This is a genomic window from Desulfolutivibrio sulfodismutans DSM 3696, assembly GCF_013376455.1.
Taxonomy (GTDB): domain Bacteria; phylum Desulfobacterota; class Desulfovibrionia; order Desulfovibrionales; family Desulfovibrionaceae; genus Desulfolutivibrio; species Desulfolutivibrio sulfodismutans.
The window spans coordinates 2,557,492-2,573,642 of sequence record NZ_CP045504.1 but is presented as its reverse complement, the minus strand read 5'-3'; the positions used below and the strand labels follow the sequence as shown (position 1 = coordinate 2,573,642).

Annotated in this window: 10 protein-coding genes; 1 reads left to right on the top strand and 9 read right to left on the bottom strand. The window is 63.0% G+C overall.

All coding sequences use genetic code 11. The features are described 5' to 3' along the window. The first annotated feature begins 87 nt into the window (after positions 1 to 87). Positions 88 to 2,727, top strand: coding sequence for a winged helix-turn-helix domain-containing protein (locus GD606_RS11920; protein WP_176629290.1), 2,640 nt, complete (start codon positions 88 to 90; stop codon positions 2,725 to 2,727). Positions 2,728 to 2,819: 92 nt separating this feature from the next. Here the strand turns inward: GD606_RS11920 and GD606_RS11915 are convergent, their stop codons facing one another. The 9 genes from GD606_RS11915 to GD606_RS11875 all read right to left on the bottom strand — a co-directional run bounded on the left by GD606_RS11915 (position 2,820) and on the right by GD606_RS11875 (position 15,888). Then, on the bottom strand, positions 2,820 to 4,007 hold the full coding sequence (locus GD606_RS11915) for an alpha/beta hydrolase family protein (RefSeq protein ID WP_246298766.1): 1,188 nt from the start codon (positions 4,005 to 4,007) through the stop codon (positions 2,820 to 2,822). Positions 4,008 to 4,269: 262 nt separating this feature from the next. Next, positions 4,270 to 5,997: an alpha/beta hydrolase family protein gene (locus tag GD606_RS11910; RefSeq protein ID WP_163300564.1), complete on the bottom strand. Its 1,728-nt coding sequence runs from the start codon at positions 5,995 to 5,997 to the stop codon at positions 4,270 to 4,272. A gap of 74 nt (positions 5,998 to 6,071) precedes the next feature. Continuing rightward, positions 6,072 to 7,454, bottom strand: coding sequence for an alpha/beta hydrolase family protein (locus tag GD606_RS11905; RefSeq protein WP_163300563.1), 1,383 nt, complete (start codon positions 7,452 to 7,454; stop codon positions 6,072 to 6,074). Continuing rightward, positions 7,451 to 9,115, bottom strand: a complete 1,665-nt coding sequence (locus GD606_RS11900) for a carboxylesterase/lipase family protein (RefSeq protein WP_163300562.1) — start codon at positions 9,113 to 9,115, stop codon at positions 7,451 to 7,453. Before GD606_RS11900 ends, GD606_RS11905 begins: the two co-directional genes overlap by 4 nt. Before the next feature lie 20 nt (positions 9,116 to 9,135). Beyond that, a complete protein-coding gene (locus GD606_RS11895; protein ID WP_163300561.1) occupies positions 9,136 to 9,420 on the bottom strand; it encodes a hypothetical protein in 285 nt (94 codons plus the stop codon). Positions 9,421 to 9,497: 77 nt separating this feature from the next. After that, the gene (locus GD606_RS11890) at positions 9,498 to 10,799 is read right to left on the bottom strand and encodes an alpha/beta hydrolase family protein (RefSeq protein ID WP_163300560.1); all 1,302 of its coding nucleotides are present in this window, start codon (positions 10,797 to 10,799) and stop codon (positions 9,498 to 9,500) included. Between the two features lie 292 nt (positions 10,800 to 11,091). After that, positions 11,092 to 12,195: a Coenzyme F420 hydrogenase/dehydrogenase, beta subunit C-terminal domain gene (locus GD606_RS11885; protein ID WP_163300559.1), complete on the bottom strand. Its 1,104-nt coding sequence runs from the start codon at positions 12,193 to 12,195 to the stop codon at positions 11,092 to 11,094. A 348-nt stretch (positions 12,196 to 12,543) separates the two neighbouring features. Then, complete coding sequence (locus tag GD606_RS11880; RefSeq protein WP_163300558.1) at positions 12,544 to 13,956, bottom strand: sigma-54-dependent transcriptional regulator; 1,413 nt, start codon at positions 13,954 to 13,956, stop codon at positions 12,544 to 12,546. Between the two features lie 96 nt (positions 13,957 to 14,052). Next, positions 14,053 to 15,888, bottom strand: coding sequence for a hybrid sensor histidine kinase/response regulator (locus GD606_RS11875; RefSeq protein ID WP_163300557.1), 1,836 nt, complete (start codon positions 15,886 to 15,888; stop codon positions 14,053 to 14,055). Between the last annotated feature and the right edge of the window lie 263 nt (positions 15,889 to 16,151).

The following is a 16,151-nucleotide window of genomic DNA, read 5'->3' as shown; positions in this document are numbered from 1 at the left end:
ACCCCATAAAATGACAGGAAATTAGGTTCAATTTGACAATAAGCGGCGACCGCACACGACCTTTGACGGTCGTCGGCCCATGGATGTATGTTGGAAAGACCAATCAGCCTCGAAGGCGGCATGAGCAGCAACCGGACTATGGCTTGCCTTCGCACCAAAACTGTCCAGCCATCCGGAAAGACCGACGGCTGGATCATGGGCGCGCTTCTTTTCGGGCTCCAGATGGTCAGCGGGGGGGATGGCGAACCTCCGGGCCGTTGGGATGGCGCGAGATGTTCGGACATCCGCGAGTATTTCAGGCGAAAGGTGTTCGCCCTGCTTGAACCGGACTTGCGCCACCCGTTGCTGGTGCTGTCGCTGCTGGAGGACATCCCGGTGGATCTTGCCGCAGGGCTCACCGGCAGGGAGGATATCCACGCAAGGCTTCATCAGCTGGCTGCGCGCAATTTCTTCATTCGGGATCTGACTCCGGATTCCACAGTATTCGGACTGCACCATCTGTTCCGGCAGTTTTTGCGAGATAGGGCTACGCAAAAGCTGGCTCCGGAGACGCTCCGGAAGGTGCACCGGGATGCCGGCGCGTATTACCTCCGGTGCAACACCCCCGCCCAGGCCCTGCGGCATTACCTGAAGGCTGACGACTTGGAGGCCATCGATGCCGCGCTTCGCGAACAGGGTCCGGCCATGCTCGCGGCCAACCAGACGGCGACGCTCTCCTCAATCCTGGGATCGATACCAGAGCAGGACTTGGCGCGCCTGGGCTGGGGCTGCCTCTTCCTCGCCCTGGCCACCATGGATAGCGCCCCGGCCAATGCCCTGCCTCTGCTCCGCAAGGCCCTCGCGGTCTTTGCGCCCGCGCATGACGAGCTTGGAGAGCTTGTCTGCCTTGCGCACATCATTTCCATTCACATCACCACCACGGGGCACTCACGGGAAGGCGAACAACTCCTGGAACGCGCGGAGGAACTCTTCCAGGGCCTGGAAGGCGGCATGGATTCCTGCACCACCATCCTTATTGCCCGAAGTATGGCCATGGGTCGGGTCATCTTTCTGGCCGACGTGGACACGGCCACGCGCTACGCGGACATGGCCCTGTCCTTGGCCATGAAAGACCACCTGGTGAATTTCGAGGCGGCCATGCTGATGGTCATGGGATACATCAAGATATTTGCGGGACACCTCTCCATGGCCAGACAGTGGATGGAACGCGCCCACGAAATTGTGCCTCGCTCCGAGGTAGGCGCATTCCATTGTCTGGCCATCCGCATGATGCTGATGAATTTCCTGTTTCATGACGGATGCTTTGACAATTACTCTACCGAGAAAAGCCAAATTGTGGATGCCGTCGGCATGGATATGTTCTCCCAGAGCATCGTCGGCCCCTTCTGCCACGTCTGGGAAATGGACATCGCCATCAACCAGGGCCGCTTCGAGGAAGCCCTGCGCATCGCGAAAGAGGCCGACGCCCTGAGCCCGCACCTGAAAAGCCAGACCCTCCAATTGAAGGCCGTGGTCCTGGCGCTTCAGGGACAAACAGCCGAGGCCCTTGCAGCCTGTGACGAATCGACCAGGCTACGGGAACAGGCCGCAGGCCTCTATTTCATCACGCTTCACAAGATTCTTGTCGGCATCGTCCACAGCTTCTGCGGCGAGTACGACATCGCTGTCTCCATGCTCACGGAAGGTATCCGGAAAGCAAGGTCCATGCCTACCGACTATCTGGAGTCCTGCGGGCTCATGAACCGTGCGGCGACGTTTCTGCTGCGCGGTGAATGCGAGGCGGCCACAACGGACATCCGCAAAGGCCTCGGGCTCATGCGCCGCAACGACTACAAGCATTTCTGGGCCTGGACGCCGGGAAGCATGGAGCAGGTTCTTGGGTTCGCCGTTTCCCGAAATATCGAACCCGCTTACGCCCGTAAACTGGCGGTGGAGCGCATCCGTCACGACTTCACGGACCAGGGGGAATCCATTCCCCTCCTGGAAATCAGGTGCCTCGGGGAACTCGCCATACTCTTCCGTGGCGAGCCGCTTTTGCCTCCGGAGGCCCTGACGCCGGGGCAAAGGGAGCTGCTTTGTCTGCTCCTGGCCTCCCCGGACTTGAAAATACCCCAGGACACGGCGTGCCTGCACTTCTGGCCGGACGGCTCCCCCTTGGCGACCAGGACCAATTTCGACACCATGATGTCGCGCCTGCGCAAGTCCTTCGCGGAGGTGTTGCCCCAAAGCCTCGCGGGCCGGTACCTGTTCAGGGAGCGAGGCATGGTCTGGCTGGCCAACTGCCGGGTGGACGCGCTCCTGTTCCTGGAAGAGGCGAGAAAGGGCCAGGAGCACTCCCGCCTGCAGCAGCGCTGGCAGGCCGCCAACGCCTTCTCGCGGGCGGCGGCCCTTTGGAAGGGGGAGTTCGCCCCCGGAGTCACCGGCGGGGATCGAATCAGCGCATTCCGCCACAAACTCACCGCTGCGCTGGCCCGCCTGGCTCTGACGTGGGGCGGCCATCTTGACCGGATCAACCGCACTCAGGCCGCCATCGACATCGTGGAAAAAGCCCTCCGGCCTGATCCGCTCAACGATTCTCTGTGGGCGCTCTTGTACCGGCTGCACGGCCGCCACTCCGTCCTCCAGGCCCGCCAGGTGGCCAACCGTCTGGCCACGGTTTTGCGAAACGAAGGATACCCCGAGGCTGACATCGAGCAGATCCTCGCGGGTGTCGCCGCCGCACCCTGATCAACGGCGTCTCAAAAAAATCCCTTGAGGAAAGGGCACGGCGCCCGCCCTCGCGTGCCCAGCCAGTGGCGGTCAGGGGCTGAGGCGCGGACTCAGCGGGGCGAGAAAGTCACGTCCAGCCAGTCGAAAACCACCTGGCTCATGAGGCTGCGGTTCTCCATGACGCAATGGTTGGCGGCCCCCTCGGCGGCAGGCGTAACCACCATGGTCTTGCGCGTACTGGCCAGGCAGTCCAGGCAGAGCCTGTTCTGGCGCTCGATCTCCGCGCTCTTGTATTCTCCGGCCGCCACCAGGATGAGCGCTGGCATGGCCACCCTGGCCGGGTCGAAGCGCAGGCCGCTGTTGGCCTCCACCAGGCCGGGCAGGTTGTTCCTGTCCACTCCGAAACGCCAGGCGATGAGCTGGTTGCTCACGCGGCTGAATGAGGACCAGCCCTTCACCGCCTCCGGGGTGGCGGTGGCCACGGCCATTTTGGTCACGCCCGCGCCCGCGTCCACCACGCAGTTGTTCATGACTATGGCGGAGAAGCGGCCGTCGCGCTCGGCCGCCATGGGCACGAAGCCGCCGCCGCTGCTAATGCCGTAGACGGCCAGGCGCTTGGGGTCCACGTCCTTCCGGGACAAGGCGTAATCCGCCACAGCCGAGATGGAGGCGCCGATGCCGCCGGGCGTGAAGAAACGGTCCTGCAGGGGCATGAGCCCTTGTCCGGGCAGGTCCACGGTCAGGAAGTTGTACCCCCGGTCGAAGGCCTGGGGCGCGATGTAGAAGTATTGGTCCTCGGCGAAGGTCTCGGCCCCGCCGATCATGATGAGCGTGGGGGCGGGAGCGTCCCCGGCGGAGGCCTTGCGGAAGTAGCCGGGCAGCACCGTGCCGTCGAAGGGGATTTCGATGTACTCAAGCTCGGGCGCGAGGAGCCTGCCCGCGCGTTTCAGGAGTTCACGGCACTTGCCGGTGGCCAGCCCGAAGCGGGGATCGTCCGGCAGCATGGACGGCAGGGCGGCCCGGTAGGCGTAACAAGCCCGCATGAACTGGTCGCGTGCGCTCACCGTGTGCCCCTCGGCCAGGGCTTTCTCGCCCCGGGCCTCGATGAGCGCGGCGGTTTTCAGCCACTGGTCGCGCCAACTGTCCGCGTCGCCGTCCTTGATCAAGGCGGCCGTGGCGAACGCCTCGCCGATCTCGCAGCCGTGGTTCACGGCGGAGCCGAGCACCAGGGAGCCGAACACGAAGTCCATGGCCGGATCCTTGAACCGGAAGCCCGCGTGGGCCGCGTGCGGGTCCACGTCCGGCTCCCGCGCTCCCGTGGGGGCCGCGAACCCGCCGAGCAACGCGAGAACACCCGCCAAACAGACAAGCACACTGAACGCCAGGCGACTCATGATCTCCTCCCGTATCGTGCCGTGCTGTGGAGGACAGCCTCCGTTTCCATGCGCAGGCATCCCTCGCGCTCTCCACATCGGCCGTTCTCTTTCAGGAGTGCGGCGTTCATCCCCGGGCATGGGGAACTCCGCCATGCCCGCGCCATGCCGCCCCCCCCGCATCTGGCTATTGCTCCGGCTTGGCCCTCTCGTCCAGCCAGTCGAGAATGCGTTCGCTGGAGGCAAGGGGGGCGCCCAACTGGCAGTGGAACTGCGTGCCTCTGGACGCGTCGAACTCCATATAGGTCTTCTTGGCCTTCAGCCCGTTAAAGAACAACGTGGACTGGGCGTTGGAAGCGGCGACCTCATCCTCGCTGGAGTTGACCACCAGCATCTCGGTCTCGATCTTGCCCATGGTGTCCGCCTGGTTGAATGTTTTGAGCTTCGAGAACAACGCGCTCGGGGTCTTGGCGTCGAAGGTCCAGAGCATCTGGCTGATGAACTGGTTCAACTCCGGGTGCTTTCCCATCTCCTGGGTGACGATTTCGTCCACCCTGGCCGCCTGGGCCGGAACGTCCACGCCCTTCATCACCTCAGCCGGGAACTTGGTCATGACGCCGTCGAAGGGGCTCACCACCCCGCCGTCGGCGATGCCCCAGGCGATGCGCTTTTCGAAGGCCAGGGCGCGCGGGACCAGATAGCCGCCCATGGAGTAGCCGATGATGGCCATGCGCTTGGGGTCCGTCTCGGGCAGGGTCAGGGCGAAGTCCACCACGGGGGTGACCACCTTCTCCCAGTCGAACCGGAAGGGCAGGCCCTGCTTGACGATCATCTCGCCCTGGCCGGGGCCCTCGTAGATCAGGCAGGCGTAGCCGCGTTTCACGGCGTGGGCGGCGATGATGAAGTAGAGATCCTCGGCGGTGCCGTCCAGGCCGGTCTGGATGAGCAGAAGCGGACGTTTGCGCTTGGTGTTGTCAGGGGTGGCCAGATAACCCGGCAGGGTGGTCTTTTCATAGGGGATGCGTACCGGCCTGATGCGCCCCTCGGAGAGCTGGGCGGCCTTCAGGAAGGCGTCCCGCCCGTCCTGCCAGGCCGTAGCGCCGCGCGGATCGCTGCCGAAGAGGTAGATCGAACTGGCCCGGTAGTACTCGGTCGCGCGGAAATACTGCTGCATGGCGCTCACGCCATGTCCGGCTGCGGCGTCCTTGTCGGCGGCGTCGCGCACCCTGCGGGCCATGCCGTTCCAGGCCTGGTGCCAGCTCTCCTTGTCGTAGTCCTTCACCTGGCTGGTGATGGTGAGCATCTCGCCTAGATCCGCCCCGCCCGCCGCGATGAGGCCTGCCCGCCAGAGGCATTGGAAGACGAAGGCCCCATCGTTAAAAAGAAATTTGTCCATGGCCCGGTCGGACATTTCCCGCACGGGCTTCTCGGGTTTGCCCCGGTAGTTGTCCCAATGGGAAACCTCGCCGCCTATGTAGACCTGGCCCTGCAGGGGGAAATGGGTGTGGACGAAGACCCACTTCTTGTCCAGGCCCGTGTTCTTGGCCAGCGACTCCGCGATGGCGGTCATCATCTTGGCCACAAGGTCGTCTGTGAAGAATCCGGGCACGTAGAGGTCCACGAACAGGGGCTTGTCCGTGGCGGGCTTGCCCATGCAGTGCACGGCGTCGAAGGTCTGCCAGTAGTAGGTGATCAGTTCCTCGCCCAGGCCCGTGGACGCGGACACCTCCCGGCTGACGGCGGCCAGCACGGCCGGAACGTCCAGGTTCGATTTGGAGTAGGTGATGCGCACCATGGGGTCTGCCGGATTGATGCCGCCCTGGGCGTTGGCCACGGCAAGACCTGGAGAGCCGAGCAAGGCGATGAAGCCGATCAAAAACGCCGGAATGGCGTATCTCCAAACGTGAAGCAGCATGATTGGAACCTCCTTGGACTGTCTTATTGCCCTGCACGGAGCTTACGTTGCAGCGTCCGACGTCCGGCTTCGATTTATGGTTTGGCCCGTTCATCCAGCCAGTTGAGCATGTTCTCACTGGCAACCAGAGGGGCGCCGACCTGGCAATGGGACTGGGCGCCCTGGCTTGCGTCGAACTCCAGGTAGGTTTTCCTGGACACGAGCGCGTTGTAGAATAGTTTGGCCTGGGCAAAGGAATCATTGACCTTGTCGGCGCTGGAGTTGACCACCAGCATTTCTGCCTCGATCGTACCGACAGTGTCAGCAACGGTGTATGGCTTCAGCTTGCGGAAAAGGTCGCTTGGCGACTCGGCCTTGAATATCCACAGTCTCTGGTTGATGGCGTGACGAAAACCGAGACTCTTGCCCATCTCCTGGGTGACGAGGGCATCCACCGTCGCGGCCTGGTCCGGGGAATCGACGATTTTCCGTATGGCTTCGGGCAGTTGCTTCAGGGTTCCATCGTAGACGCTCCAGACACCGCCGTCGACAATGCCCCACTTGATGCGTTTCTCAAAAGCCAGGGCCCGGGGGACGGACATGGAGGGTCCGAAAATGGCCATGCGCCCGGCATCCACTCCGGGAAGGGTCATGGCGAAGTCCACGACCGGGGTAACGACTTTCTCCCAGTCGGGCCTGAAGGGCAAACCCTGCTTGATGATCATCTCCCCCTGGCCGGGGCCTTCAAAGATCAGACAGGCATAGCCGCGTTTCACGATCTCAACGCCCAGGAGGAAGTAGAGATCCTCCGCTGTGCCGTCCAGACCTGTCTGGAGCAGAAACAGCGGCCGTTTCTTGCGGCTGTTGTCCGGGGTGGCCAGATACCCCGGCAGGGTGGTCTGCTCGTAAGGTATCCGCACGGGCTGGATACACCCCTTGGAGAGCGCGGCGGCCTTCATGAAGGTGTCGCGGCCTTCTTGCCAGGCCAGAACTCCCCGTTCGTCACCATACTCGTAGACCCCCGCAGCCCGGAAGGCGTTGGTCGCCCTGAAATAGGCCTGCATGGCGCTTTGGGTGTGGCCGGAGGCAAGAAAGGCATCGGCGTTGGCGCGCAGTTTCATGGCCATGCCGTTCCAGGCCTGGCGCCAGCTTTCCGTGTCGCCATCCGTGATCTGGCTGGCTACAGTCAATATCTCCCCGAGGTCTCCGCCGCCGGTAGCGATCACCCCCGCTCGCCACAGGGTCTGGAAAAGGAACGGCCGTTCATGGAAGAGGAACTTGTCCAAATACCTCTCCCCATCATCCCGAGAGGGGGTGGCGGTCTGTTCACTGGCAGCGCCCCGATGCTGGGGATTGGCGGCCGCCTGGGAATCGATGCCGCTGACGGCCAGAGCTTGCGGCGCCATTGTCAAGGCCAGGAATACCAAGACGAGGATCGCCTGGGCTGGGACCGGGGTGGGGATGCGGGCGCGAGTCATGGGGAACCCCTTGGTTTCGTGTATGGCTTCGGAACCTCCCTCTCCAGCCTGAACCGCGACACCCTGCCGATGAAGTCGCATTGCTTGTTGTAGAGGTGTTGTTCAACCCAGACGTGGTCAGCGAAATTCAGATTCAAGTCTGTCGCCGAAGTATGCGTGGGCCACTCCACAAGCCCTGGCCCATTTGGGTTCCCGGTGCGGGCGAAGTTCACCCAGTAGGCCATCATCTGCCTGGAAAGATCGCGATCCGCCTGCTCGTAGCCATCGGATTGCTTCATGTTGCCGAAAACGTAGGCCAGATCCACGCCGTGAAACGCGCCCATCTCGAGGGCGCGGGCGGTTTTTGGCCGCCGCGTGAAACGGTAGAGCCAGGCCTCGCTCCCGGCCCGTTCCAGGGAGCGCGCCTCATACCGGGCGGGCTGGGCGTTCACGGCCACGGTGATGAATGCGTCAATGGCGCGGGGAACGTCGCCATCCCCCCGGGCGGGAAACATCGCCAGGGCGTCCGGCCATTTTTCGCCGAATCTCGCCTTCAGGAACGCCTCGTATCTGGCCGTGGTCAGTCCGGACTCGCCGCGCAGATAGGTGGTTCCCTCGTTTCCCGTGCTGCCGACGATCATGGGAACATGAGGCTTCGTCGCGTCGTTCAAAGCGGCGGCGGGGTCTCGCGGCAGCGTGGTCCCGTCGAAGACCGGGGCGAAGAAGAGACCGTCCTTGAAGATGCTCGTCTCGGTGGCGGTCGCCTGGAGCACCTCCATGGCGGACTTGGAGCGCATGCAGGCGAGTTCATCCGGCTTGTCCGCGCAGCCCAGCCGTTCACCCAGCAAGCGGCCCATGGCCGAGACGGCCGCCATGTCCCCGTTGAAAGCCGGGCTCAGGTATTCGGAGCCGATGATGGGGCCGCCGCTCTGGGCGATGGCTCGTTTGAAGAGGCCAGCAGCCAGCGGGCTTAGCGTCAACAGGGACACGGAGCGGGAGCCGGCGGATTGGCCGAAGATGGTCACGTTGTCCGGATCGCCGCCACAGGCCGCAATGTTTCGCCTGACCCAGCGAAGCGCCTCAATCTGGTCCAGCAGGCCATAATTTCCACCTCCACCTGCTTCCGACTCGGCCATCAGGCCTGGATGGACCAGGAACCCCAAGGGACCAAGGCGGTAGTTGACCGTGACCACCACCACCCCCTGCCGGGCCAGTTCGCTCCCCTCGTATTCGGGCTGGGAGGACGCCCCGAAGGTGAACCCGCCGCCGTGTATCCACACCATCACGGGCAGTTTTTCGCTGCGCGCGCTAAGGGGAGTCCATACGTTCAGGGTAAGGCAATCCTCGGAGGAACCGTTCTCCAGCGGTCCGGTCTGGGCGCAGGCGGGGCCGAACGCGGTCGCGTCGCGAACGCCCTCCCAGGGGCGCGGCGGGCCTGGCGCTTTCCAGCGAAGATCGCCTGTGGGGGGCTGCGCGTACGGGATGCCGAGGAATATCCGCATGTCCCCCGCGATCCGGCCTGAGAGGCGTCCGCTCTCCAGATTGACGGTTGCGTCGAAGTCTCCTGCCGCGCCGACCGACAGGGCGGCGGACAAAAGGCCGACAAGAAGGGCCGCCGCTGCGAGTCCCAGCCGTCCGGCGGCGGATACGCCCTGGGCTTTTCCGGGCGTCCCTGAGGCCACGTCTTTGCCTTCGTGTTTCGTCATTGCACTGGAATGGTGAGTTGGGGTGGCTGGGTGTCGCCTTTCTCCTCCATCAGGGTGAAGGCCAGCATGAGGAAGGAGAACACCCGTTTGGTCAAGAGATCGCAGCCATCAACCCAGAACCAGTGTCCGTGGAAGGAGATGGCCGCAAAGGCGTCCAGGGGCTTCACGCCGCCGCTGTGCACGGCCATCCGTCCAGGGCCAATGGAGCTGCAGCCCGCGGACGTCGCCGCGGCCACAAGGGGCATGATGCAGGCGGCCTTGCCGCGCCAAAGGCTTTTCATGGCCACGTCCTCTTTGTCCTGAACGGATGGTCGGCGACGCGTTCGGACCATAACGCGCCGCCTGGAGCGATCCGACGTTACTTCTTGAACACGTCGTCGAGCCAGTCGAAGGCCACCTGCCCCACGATGCTGCGGTTTTCCATGACGCAGTGGTTGGACGCGCCCTCGTTGAGCGGCGTGACCACCAGCTGCTTCGTGGGGTTGGCCAGGCCGTCGAGGCAAAGCTTCTGCTGCCTTTTGGTCTCGTCCCCTCCGTATTCGCCCTCGCCCACGAGCGAGAGGGCGGGCACAGTCACCTTGGCCGGGTCGAAGCTGAAGCCCTTGTTGGCTTCCACCAGACCGGGCACGTTGTCCATGGGCACGCCCCAGCGCCAGGCTACGATCTTCACGGTATTGCCGTGGAAGCTGTTGAAGGCGGCCACTTTTTCGGGGGTGGCCGTGACCACGGGGGTCATGCTGGCAAACAGGGGATAGGCGTCCACCACGCAGGCGTTCATGATCACGGCCTTGATGCGCGGATCATGCTGGGCCGCCTGGGGCGCGAAACCGCCGCCGCCGGATATGCCGAACACGGCCAGCCGGTCGGGATCCACGTCCTTTCGGGCGAGGGCGTAGTCCACGGCCGTTTTTACCGCGAGGTACATCTCTGGCCGGAATGTCTTGCCCTCAAGCGGCAGGATGCCCTGGCCCGGGAGGTCCAGGGTCATGAAATTGTAGCCGCGTTCGATGGCCTGGGGCATGATGTAGAAAATCAGATCTTCGGCAAAGGTCTCCCCCCCGCCCAGCATGAGAAGGGTCTTGCGCGGCGAGTCGTCCCTGGCTGCCTTGCGGAAGTAACCGGGCAGCATGGTCCCTTCGAAGGGGATTTCGATGTATTCGAGCGGTGGGTCATAGAGCTTGCCCGCCTGTTTCATCACCTCACGCGACGTGATCGCGGTCGGCTTCAGACGCGGGTCGTCGGGCATCATGGCCAGAAGGCCGAAGCGATAATAGTTGGAGGCGCGCATGAGTTGCTCGCGGGCGCTTATGAGGTGTCCGCCGTCCAGCGACTTCCGGCCCCTGGCTTCCACTCGGGCCGCCATCCTGAGCCATTGCTCCTGCCAGCTGGCGGCGTCGCCGTCCTTGATATTGGCCGCCACGTAAAACGCCTCGCCGGTCTCGGCCCCGCCGTTACTGATGGAGCCCAACACGACCGATCCGAAGGTGAAGTCCATGTCCGAATCCTGGAAGTGATAACGTACGTAAGGCGCGTGCATGTCGAATTCCTTCTCGGGCGTCTGCGTGCTCTGGGCGCTGGCTTGCGGCGGATTGGCCGCGCAAAAGACGAGCGCGCAAACAAGCAGCAACGTGCAGGCGAAGCGCAGTGGGCGGATGCGCATGGTGCTGTCCCTCTCTGGTTGAGGTTCGGGCCGATGGGAACCGCCTGGAATCTCGGAAGCCATCCATCCCGGATTCGAGGCAGCCTGGGCTGCATGATCGCATTTTTGGCTGACATTTTCCTTACATTTCGACCTGCCCCGTCCCAATGCGAAAGGGGGGGAGAGCCTGTCGCCAAGAGACAAGGGCCCGCAGCGGTTTCCGCTGCGGGCCCTTGCCGTTTCGTGGCGTCCCCAAGGGTCGTCACGCTCCGGATAAAGCGGGATCACGAGGGCTCAGGCGTCGGGCGTGCCGTCACGCCCTGCCGGAGGCATCCAGACACCTGGCTGCGGATTCCTTCTTCTTCCTGGACAGCTCTTCCACCTTGGCCAGCGCTTCAGAGGCATATCTGGGATTTTGCGACAGGTTGTATTGCTCCAGGACCGAGTCCCTGGCGTCGGCCAGCACGGCCCGTCCCAGGGGGGTGCGGCTTATGGCCGTGGTCCAGCCCGGTTCGGCCCCGACCCCTCCGAAGGAGATGTCGGCGTATTCGGCGCTGTAATCGTCACAGAACCGGCAGGCGGGTCGAATCATGAACTTGAGCTTGTCGAATTCGATCTTGATGACCTCGCCGCTTTTGGTGAAGATCTGCAGACGCTCGCGCACGTTGATCTTGGCGATGTCCTCCCAGGAAAACCCGCCAAGCTCCTCCAACTTGGCCCGCTCCTTTTCCCCGAAAATGAAATTCTGGGTGCAAAACAGGCCCAGGACATACTTGATGGCGTCCGAGGGCACGATGCCCAGGGCCTGCATCTTGCGAAGCGTCATGATCTGGCAGGGCGTGCCCACGAAGGCCACCCGGCTCAAGGCCCCCTGGCTCAACGGGCCCATGGCCCGGATGGATGGGGAATAGGTGGAATACTCGTTGCCGAAAATTTCCATGCCGTGGGACTCGTCGTAGTGCGATCCTGCGGCCGCGAGGATATCCTCACGGGTTCTGGCCAGGGCGGGCTGCCGGACGAAGGGCGAGGTCTGCCGACAGACGATGGCCCCGTCAATGCGCCCCTGGTCGAACAGGCGCAACAGGGTGGCCGTGACCACGCCGCCGTCCGTGCCCGCCGCGCGGACTTCAGGGTCCAGGGCCCGGAGCACCGTGGTCCCGATCACGTTGCCCATGGGTTCATGCCAGCCGACCAGGTTGCGCGTTTCGTTGTCCAGCTCATGATTAACGGGGCAAATCATGTAGCAGATGCCGCATTCGATACACTTCTCAGGATCCTTGTACCGCGGCCTGCCGTCTTGGCCGAGTTCCAACGCCCCGAAGTTGATGGCGGAACAAAACGTCACGCAACCACCGCATCGGTGGCATAATCCAGGCTTTTGCACTTCTTCGATGAGATCCGTGAATGATTTTTCCATGACCATCCTCCTTTTGGCGCAGGGCGAGTTTCCTTCGTGTGGTGAATCTTATAGAACAAGAACTGTTCCCTTCTGGAAATGCCGTGGAATTTCAGGAGGTAATCCGGTCGTGTCGGAAATGGCGTCGAAAAATACGGGGCATGTCTTCCGAGAAGTGTCTTTCCCGGCTGGATTTGTATCATTCTTCAAGAATAGAGACGGGATGGTTTCGGGAACGGGTCCGGAAACGTCCATGAATGCAGAGAGTTGCTGGCTGAGAGAGGGGTAGGGGCCGGCGCGGAATCCCAGGGCGCGTCTTGCCGGGAGAGACGTCCCGGCGGATGGTCTCGGAAAAACCGCCGGTCCGGATCAGCGTTCGATGCCGTATTGTTTCATCAAGGCGTACAATCTGGCCCGGGACAGGCCGGAAAGGGCGCAGGCGCGTTGAATCCGGCCCTCGGAGACGCGCACGAGCTCGGCCAGATAGCGATGCTCCACCCGGGCCAGGGCCTCGGAGCGAAAATCCTTGAGGGTCGGAAAATTCTCGGGATTGAAGACGATGCGCTCTTCCATGGGGTCAAGATCGGCGCCGCACCGCTCTTCGTTGACGGACATGCGGGCCAGGGTGGCCCGGATGTTGATCGGCAGGTGGCGGGGGTACAGGACGGAATCGTTTTCCGCCGAGGCCAGGGCGCAGTCCAGGGCGTTGATGAGTTCCCGCACGTTTCCCGGCCAGTGATATTCCAAGAGGGCGCCCCAGAATTCCGAAGAAATCCGCTTGGGCTTTCCCTTGTCTTTTTTCGTCTGCTTCTCCAGGAAATGGCGGCTCAGGGCCTCGATGTCCCCGGTTCGTTCCCTCAGCGGGGGAAGGTTTACGGCGATGCCCCGCAGTCGGAAAAGCAGATCCTGGCGGAACTTCCAATCCACGACGTTTTGTTCCAGATCCCGGTTGGTGGCCGCCACCACCCTGAAATCGCTCTCTTCCTCGTGCATCCCCCCCACAGGGCGGAAGCGGTGCTCCTGAAGGACGCGTAAAAAGGCCTTCTGGAGCCCCACGGGCATCTCGCCCACCTCGTCCAGGAACAGGGTTCCGCCATGGGCCTGTTTGATCAACCCCGTATGCTTCTTGTCCGCCGTGGTGAAGGCGCCCTTTTCGTGGCCGAAAAGCATGCTTTCCACCAAATGCTCGGGCAGGGCCGCGCAATCCACCACCACAAAGGGACCGGCCCGGCGGGCGCTGTTTTCGTGGATGCATCGGGCGATCAGTTCCTTGCCCGTGCCGGTCTCGCCGGTGACCAAGACATTGGAGGAGCATTTCGCCGCCCTGGCGACCATGTCCAGGCAGGCCTCAAGGGCCTTGCTGCACCCAATGATCGCGTCACGGGAGAGGGCGCCGGTCGCTTTTTGCGAGGCTTTCTGGGCGTGGTATTCCACGGCCCGGACCACGGGCAGGCGGATCTTGTTCATGGTCGGGGGCTTGGTGATGTAGTCCCAGGCCCCGCTCTTTATGGCCAGTTCCGCCCCATCCGGGTCGCCGGAGCCCGTCAGGATGATGATTTCCGGCTGCTCGGGGAATTGCCTGATTTCGGGGATGGCGTCCAAGCCGTTACCGTCGGGCAGGACCACATCCAGGATGATCACGTCCCAGCCCCCGTGCCGGACCTTTTTCAGCCCTTCCGCCAACGTGTGCGCACTTTCGACATGAAGATTCATTTCAGAGATGACGGCCTCGAGCGCACGGCAAAAGCTGACGTCGTCGTCGATGAGAAGGATGTTGGCCATATGGCCCGCTGCATACACGTTTTGCGGAACTTTTGCTAGCGGCGGCGGCCCGGGATTGCGGCCTTACCGGAGGGATGCCGTGTCCGTCCCGGCAGTTCAGGATTTCGTGGACGTGGCCTCGCCGCAGACGGCGGCGATGGTTTTTTCCAGGGATTCCAGGTCGAAGGGCTTGGGCAAAAAGGCCTTGATCCCGCTGTGCTCAAGCTCCCGGGCCGGGATTTTGTCGGCGTAGGCGGAGAACAGGACCACGGACAGCCCGGGACGCACGCGCCACAACTCCCTGGCCAACTCCAAGCCGTTCATATGGGGCATGAAATAGTCGATCATGGCCAGATCGTATCCGTCCGGGCGGTGCAAAAAGGCCCCCAGGGCCTCTGCGGCCGTCACCCTACACTCCACGGCGTAGCCCAGGCCCTTGAGGGCCGCGCCGAGGCTTCCCACCAGGGCTTCCTCGTCGTCCACGAAAAGGATGCGGGGCGTTTTCCTGAGCGGCCGCCTGGTGTGCGGCGGCGCGGGGGCCTCGGCCTCTGGCGCATGCGCCTTGGGAAGCAGGACGTGGAAGGACGTCCCCAGTCCCGGCTCACTCTCCACCGAGATGCTCCCGCGCATCCGGGCCACGATGTTCTGGACCACGCTCAAGCCCAGCCCCATGCCCCCGGTTCGGGTTTTTGTGCTGTAAAACGGCTCGAAGATCTTCTTCAGACAGATGGGACTTATGCCGTGGCCGGTGTCTGTGGCGGTGAGACAGATGTACTCCCCGGCCGGAAGTCCGGGATGGCGGCTCCAGTCGCTTTCGCCAATGGCTTGGTTGGAGATGGTGAACGTCAAAACGCCGCCGAATTCCTTCATGGCGTCCGCCGCATTGGTGGCCAGGTTCAGGATCACCTGATGCACCTGGTCCGGATCGGCCAGGGTCAGGTCGGACTGGGTCTCAAACTGGAGCCGGATGCGGATGCCCGGGGAAAAGCCGGGGGCCAACAACTTGGTACACTCCTTGACCAGGGTGCTCAGGCGAAAGGGGATGGGGGTATCCCGGCCGCGACTTCGGCCCAGATGCAGCAACTGCTCGACCAGGGCCCTGGCCCGTTTGGCGGCGTCCAGGATCTCCGGCAGGGAGGCCCGGATGGGATCGTCCTTTGAGGTTTTGCTCAGACACAATTCGGTGTGCAGGATGATCGGGCCGAGAATGTTGTTGAAGTCGTGGGCGATGCCGCTGGCCAGGGCACCGATGGCCTCCATTTTCTGGGCCTGGCGCAATTGTTTTTCCAGCTTGGAAACCTGGGTGGCGTCGCGCCACACAAAGACGTAGCCGAGGATGACCCCGTAGCGGGCCCGCACCGGCGAGACGGACTGGTCGCACACGCAGACGTCGCCATCTTTGGACACCAAAAGGAACCGGTTGGAGCAGGACTCGCCTTTTGTCAGCAGCTCGACACACATCTTGAATTTCTCTTCCTGCTGCGGCGTCTTGTAAAATTTCCCCAGGTTGCGTCCGAAGGCCTCCCTTCTGGAATAGCCGGTCATGGCCTCGAAAGACTGATTGACGTATTCGATGTTGAAATCCATGTCCGCGATGATGACCGCGTCCACCGACTGTTCAATGCCTGCCGCCAGTTTGCGGCGCTCCCGCTTGGCCCGCTCCTCGGCGCTGATGTCGCCCACGAAAATGGCCAGGGACGAGAGGCGGTCATCCTTGTCGAATACGGGGAGGATGCGGGTGTCATAGACCCGGCCGGGTTTGGATTCATCCCTGTAGCGCAGGGACTCTCCGGTCTTGATGGCGGCGGCCACGGCCTTTTTGCGCACCATGGCGATGCCCGGATCGAAAAACGAATAGATGTCCGCCCCTATAAACTCCTGTAGCCCCACTCCCAGGCGCCTGGGCAGGGCCTTGTCGCAGGACAGGATCCGGCCGTCGGGTCGGATGAGCACCGCATAGTCGTTGTGGTCTTGCGGCAGGGGAGGGGAGAAGATCGGCTGGCAGGATTGGGGCGTCGGCGGGAGGAGGTCGGGGGGGGCGTGTTTTTTCCCTATGACACGGGCCCGGCGACGCAAGATCTTCTCCCGAAGAGACAATCCAAACGGAAAGATTCTCCGCAACATACCGGATCGATTCACGCTTGGTCCTCCCGCTGTTTTCCGTTCGCTTCAGGGAGAAGCCGCACTCCAAGTTTACGCCATACGGGTGATGAGTC

Bases quoted from the DNA above. Each gene is read 5' to 3' on its own strand.
- GD606_RS11895 (WP_163300561.1), bottom strand. From the start codon at position 9,420: ATGAAAAGCCTTTGGCGCGGCAAGGCCGCCTGCATCATGCCCCTTGTG.
- GD606_RS11880 (WP_163300558.1), bottom strand. From the start codon at position 13,956: ATGGCCAACATCCTTCTCATCGACGACGACGTCAGCTTTTGCCGTGCG.
- GD606_RS11905 (WP_163300563.1), bottom strand. From the start codon at position 7,454: ATGACTCGCGCCCGCATCCCCACCCCGGTCCCAGCCCAGGCGATCCTC.
- GD606_RS11920 (WP_176629290.1), top strand. From the start codon at position 88: ATGTTGGAAAGACCAATCAGCCTCGAAGGCGGCATGAGCAGCAACCGG.
- GD606_RS11885 (WP_163300559.1), bottom strand. From the start codon at position 12,195: ATGGAAAAATCATTCACGGATCTCATCGAAGAAGTGCAAAAGCCTGGA.
- GD606_RS11890 (WP_163300560.1), bottom strand. From the start codon at position 10,799: ATGCGCATCCGCCCACTGCGCTTCGCCTGCACGTTGCTGCTTGTTTGC.
- GD606_RS11910 (WP_163300564.1), bottom strand. From the start codon at position 5,997: ATGCTGCTTCACGTTTGGAGATACGCCATTCCGGCGTTTTTGATCGGC.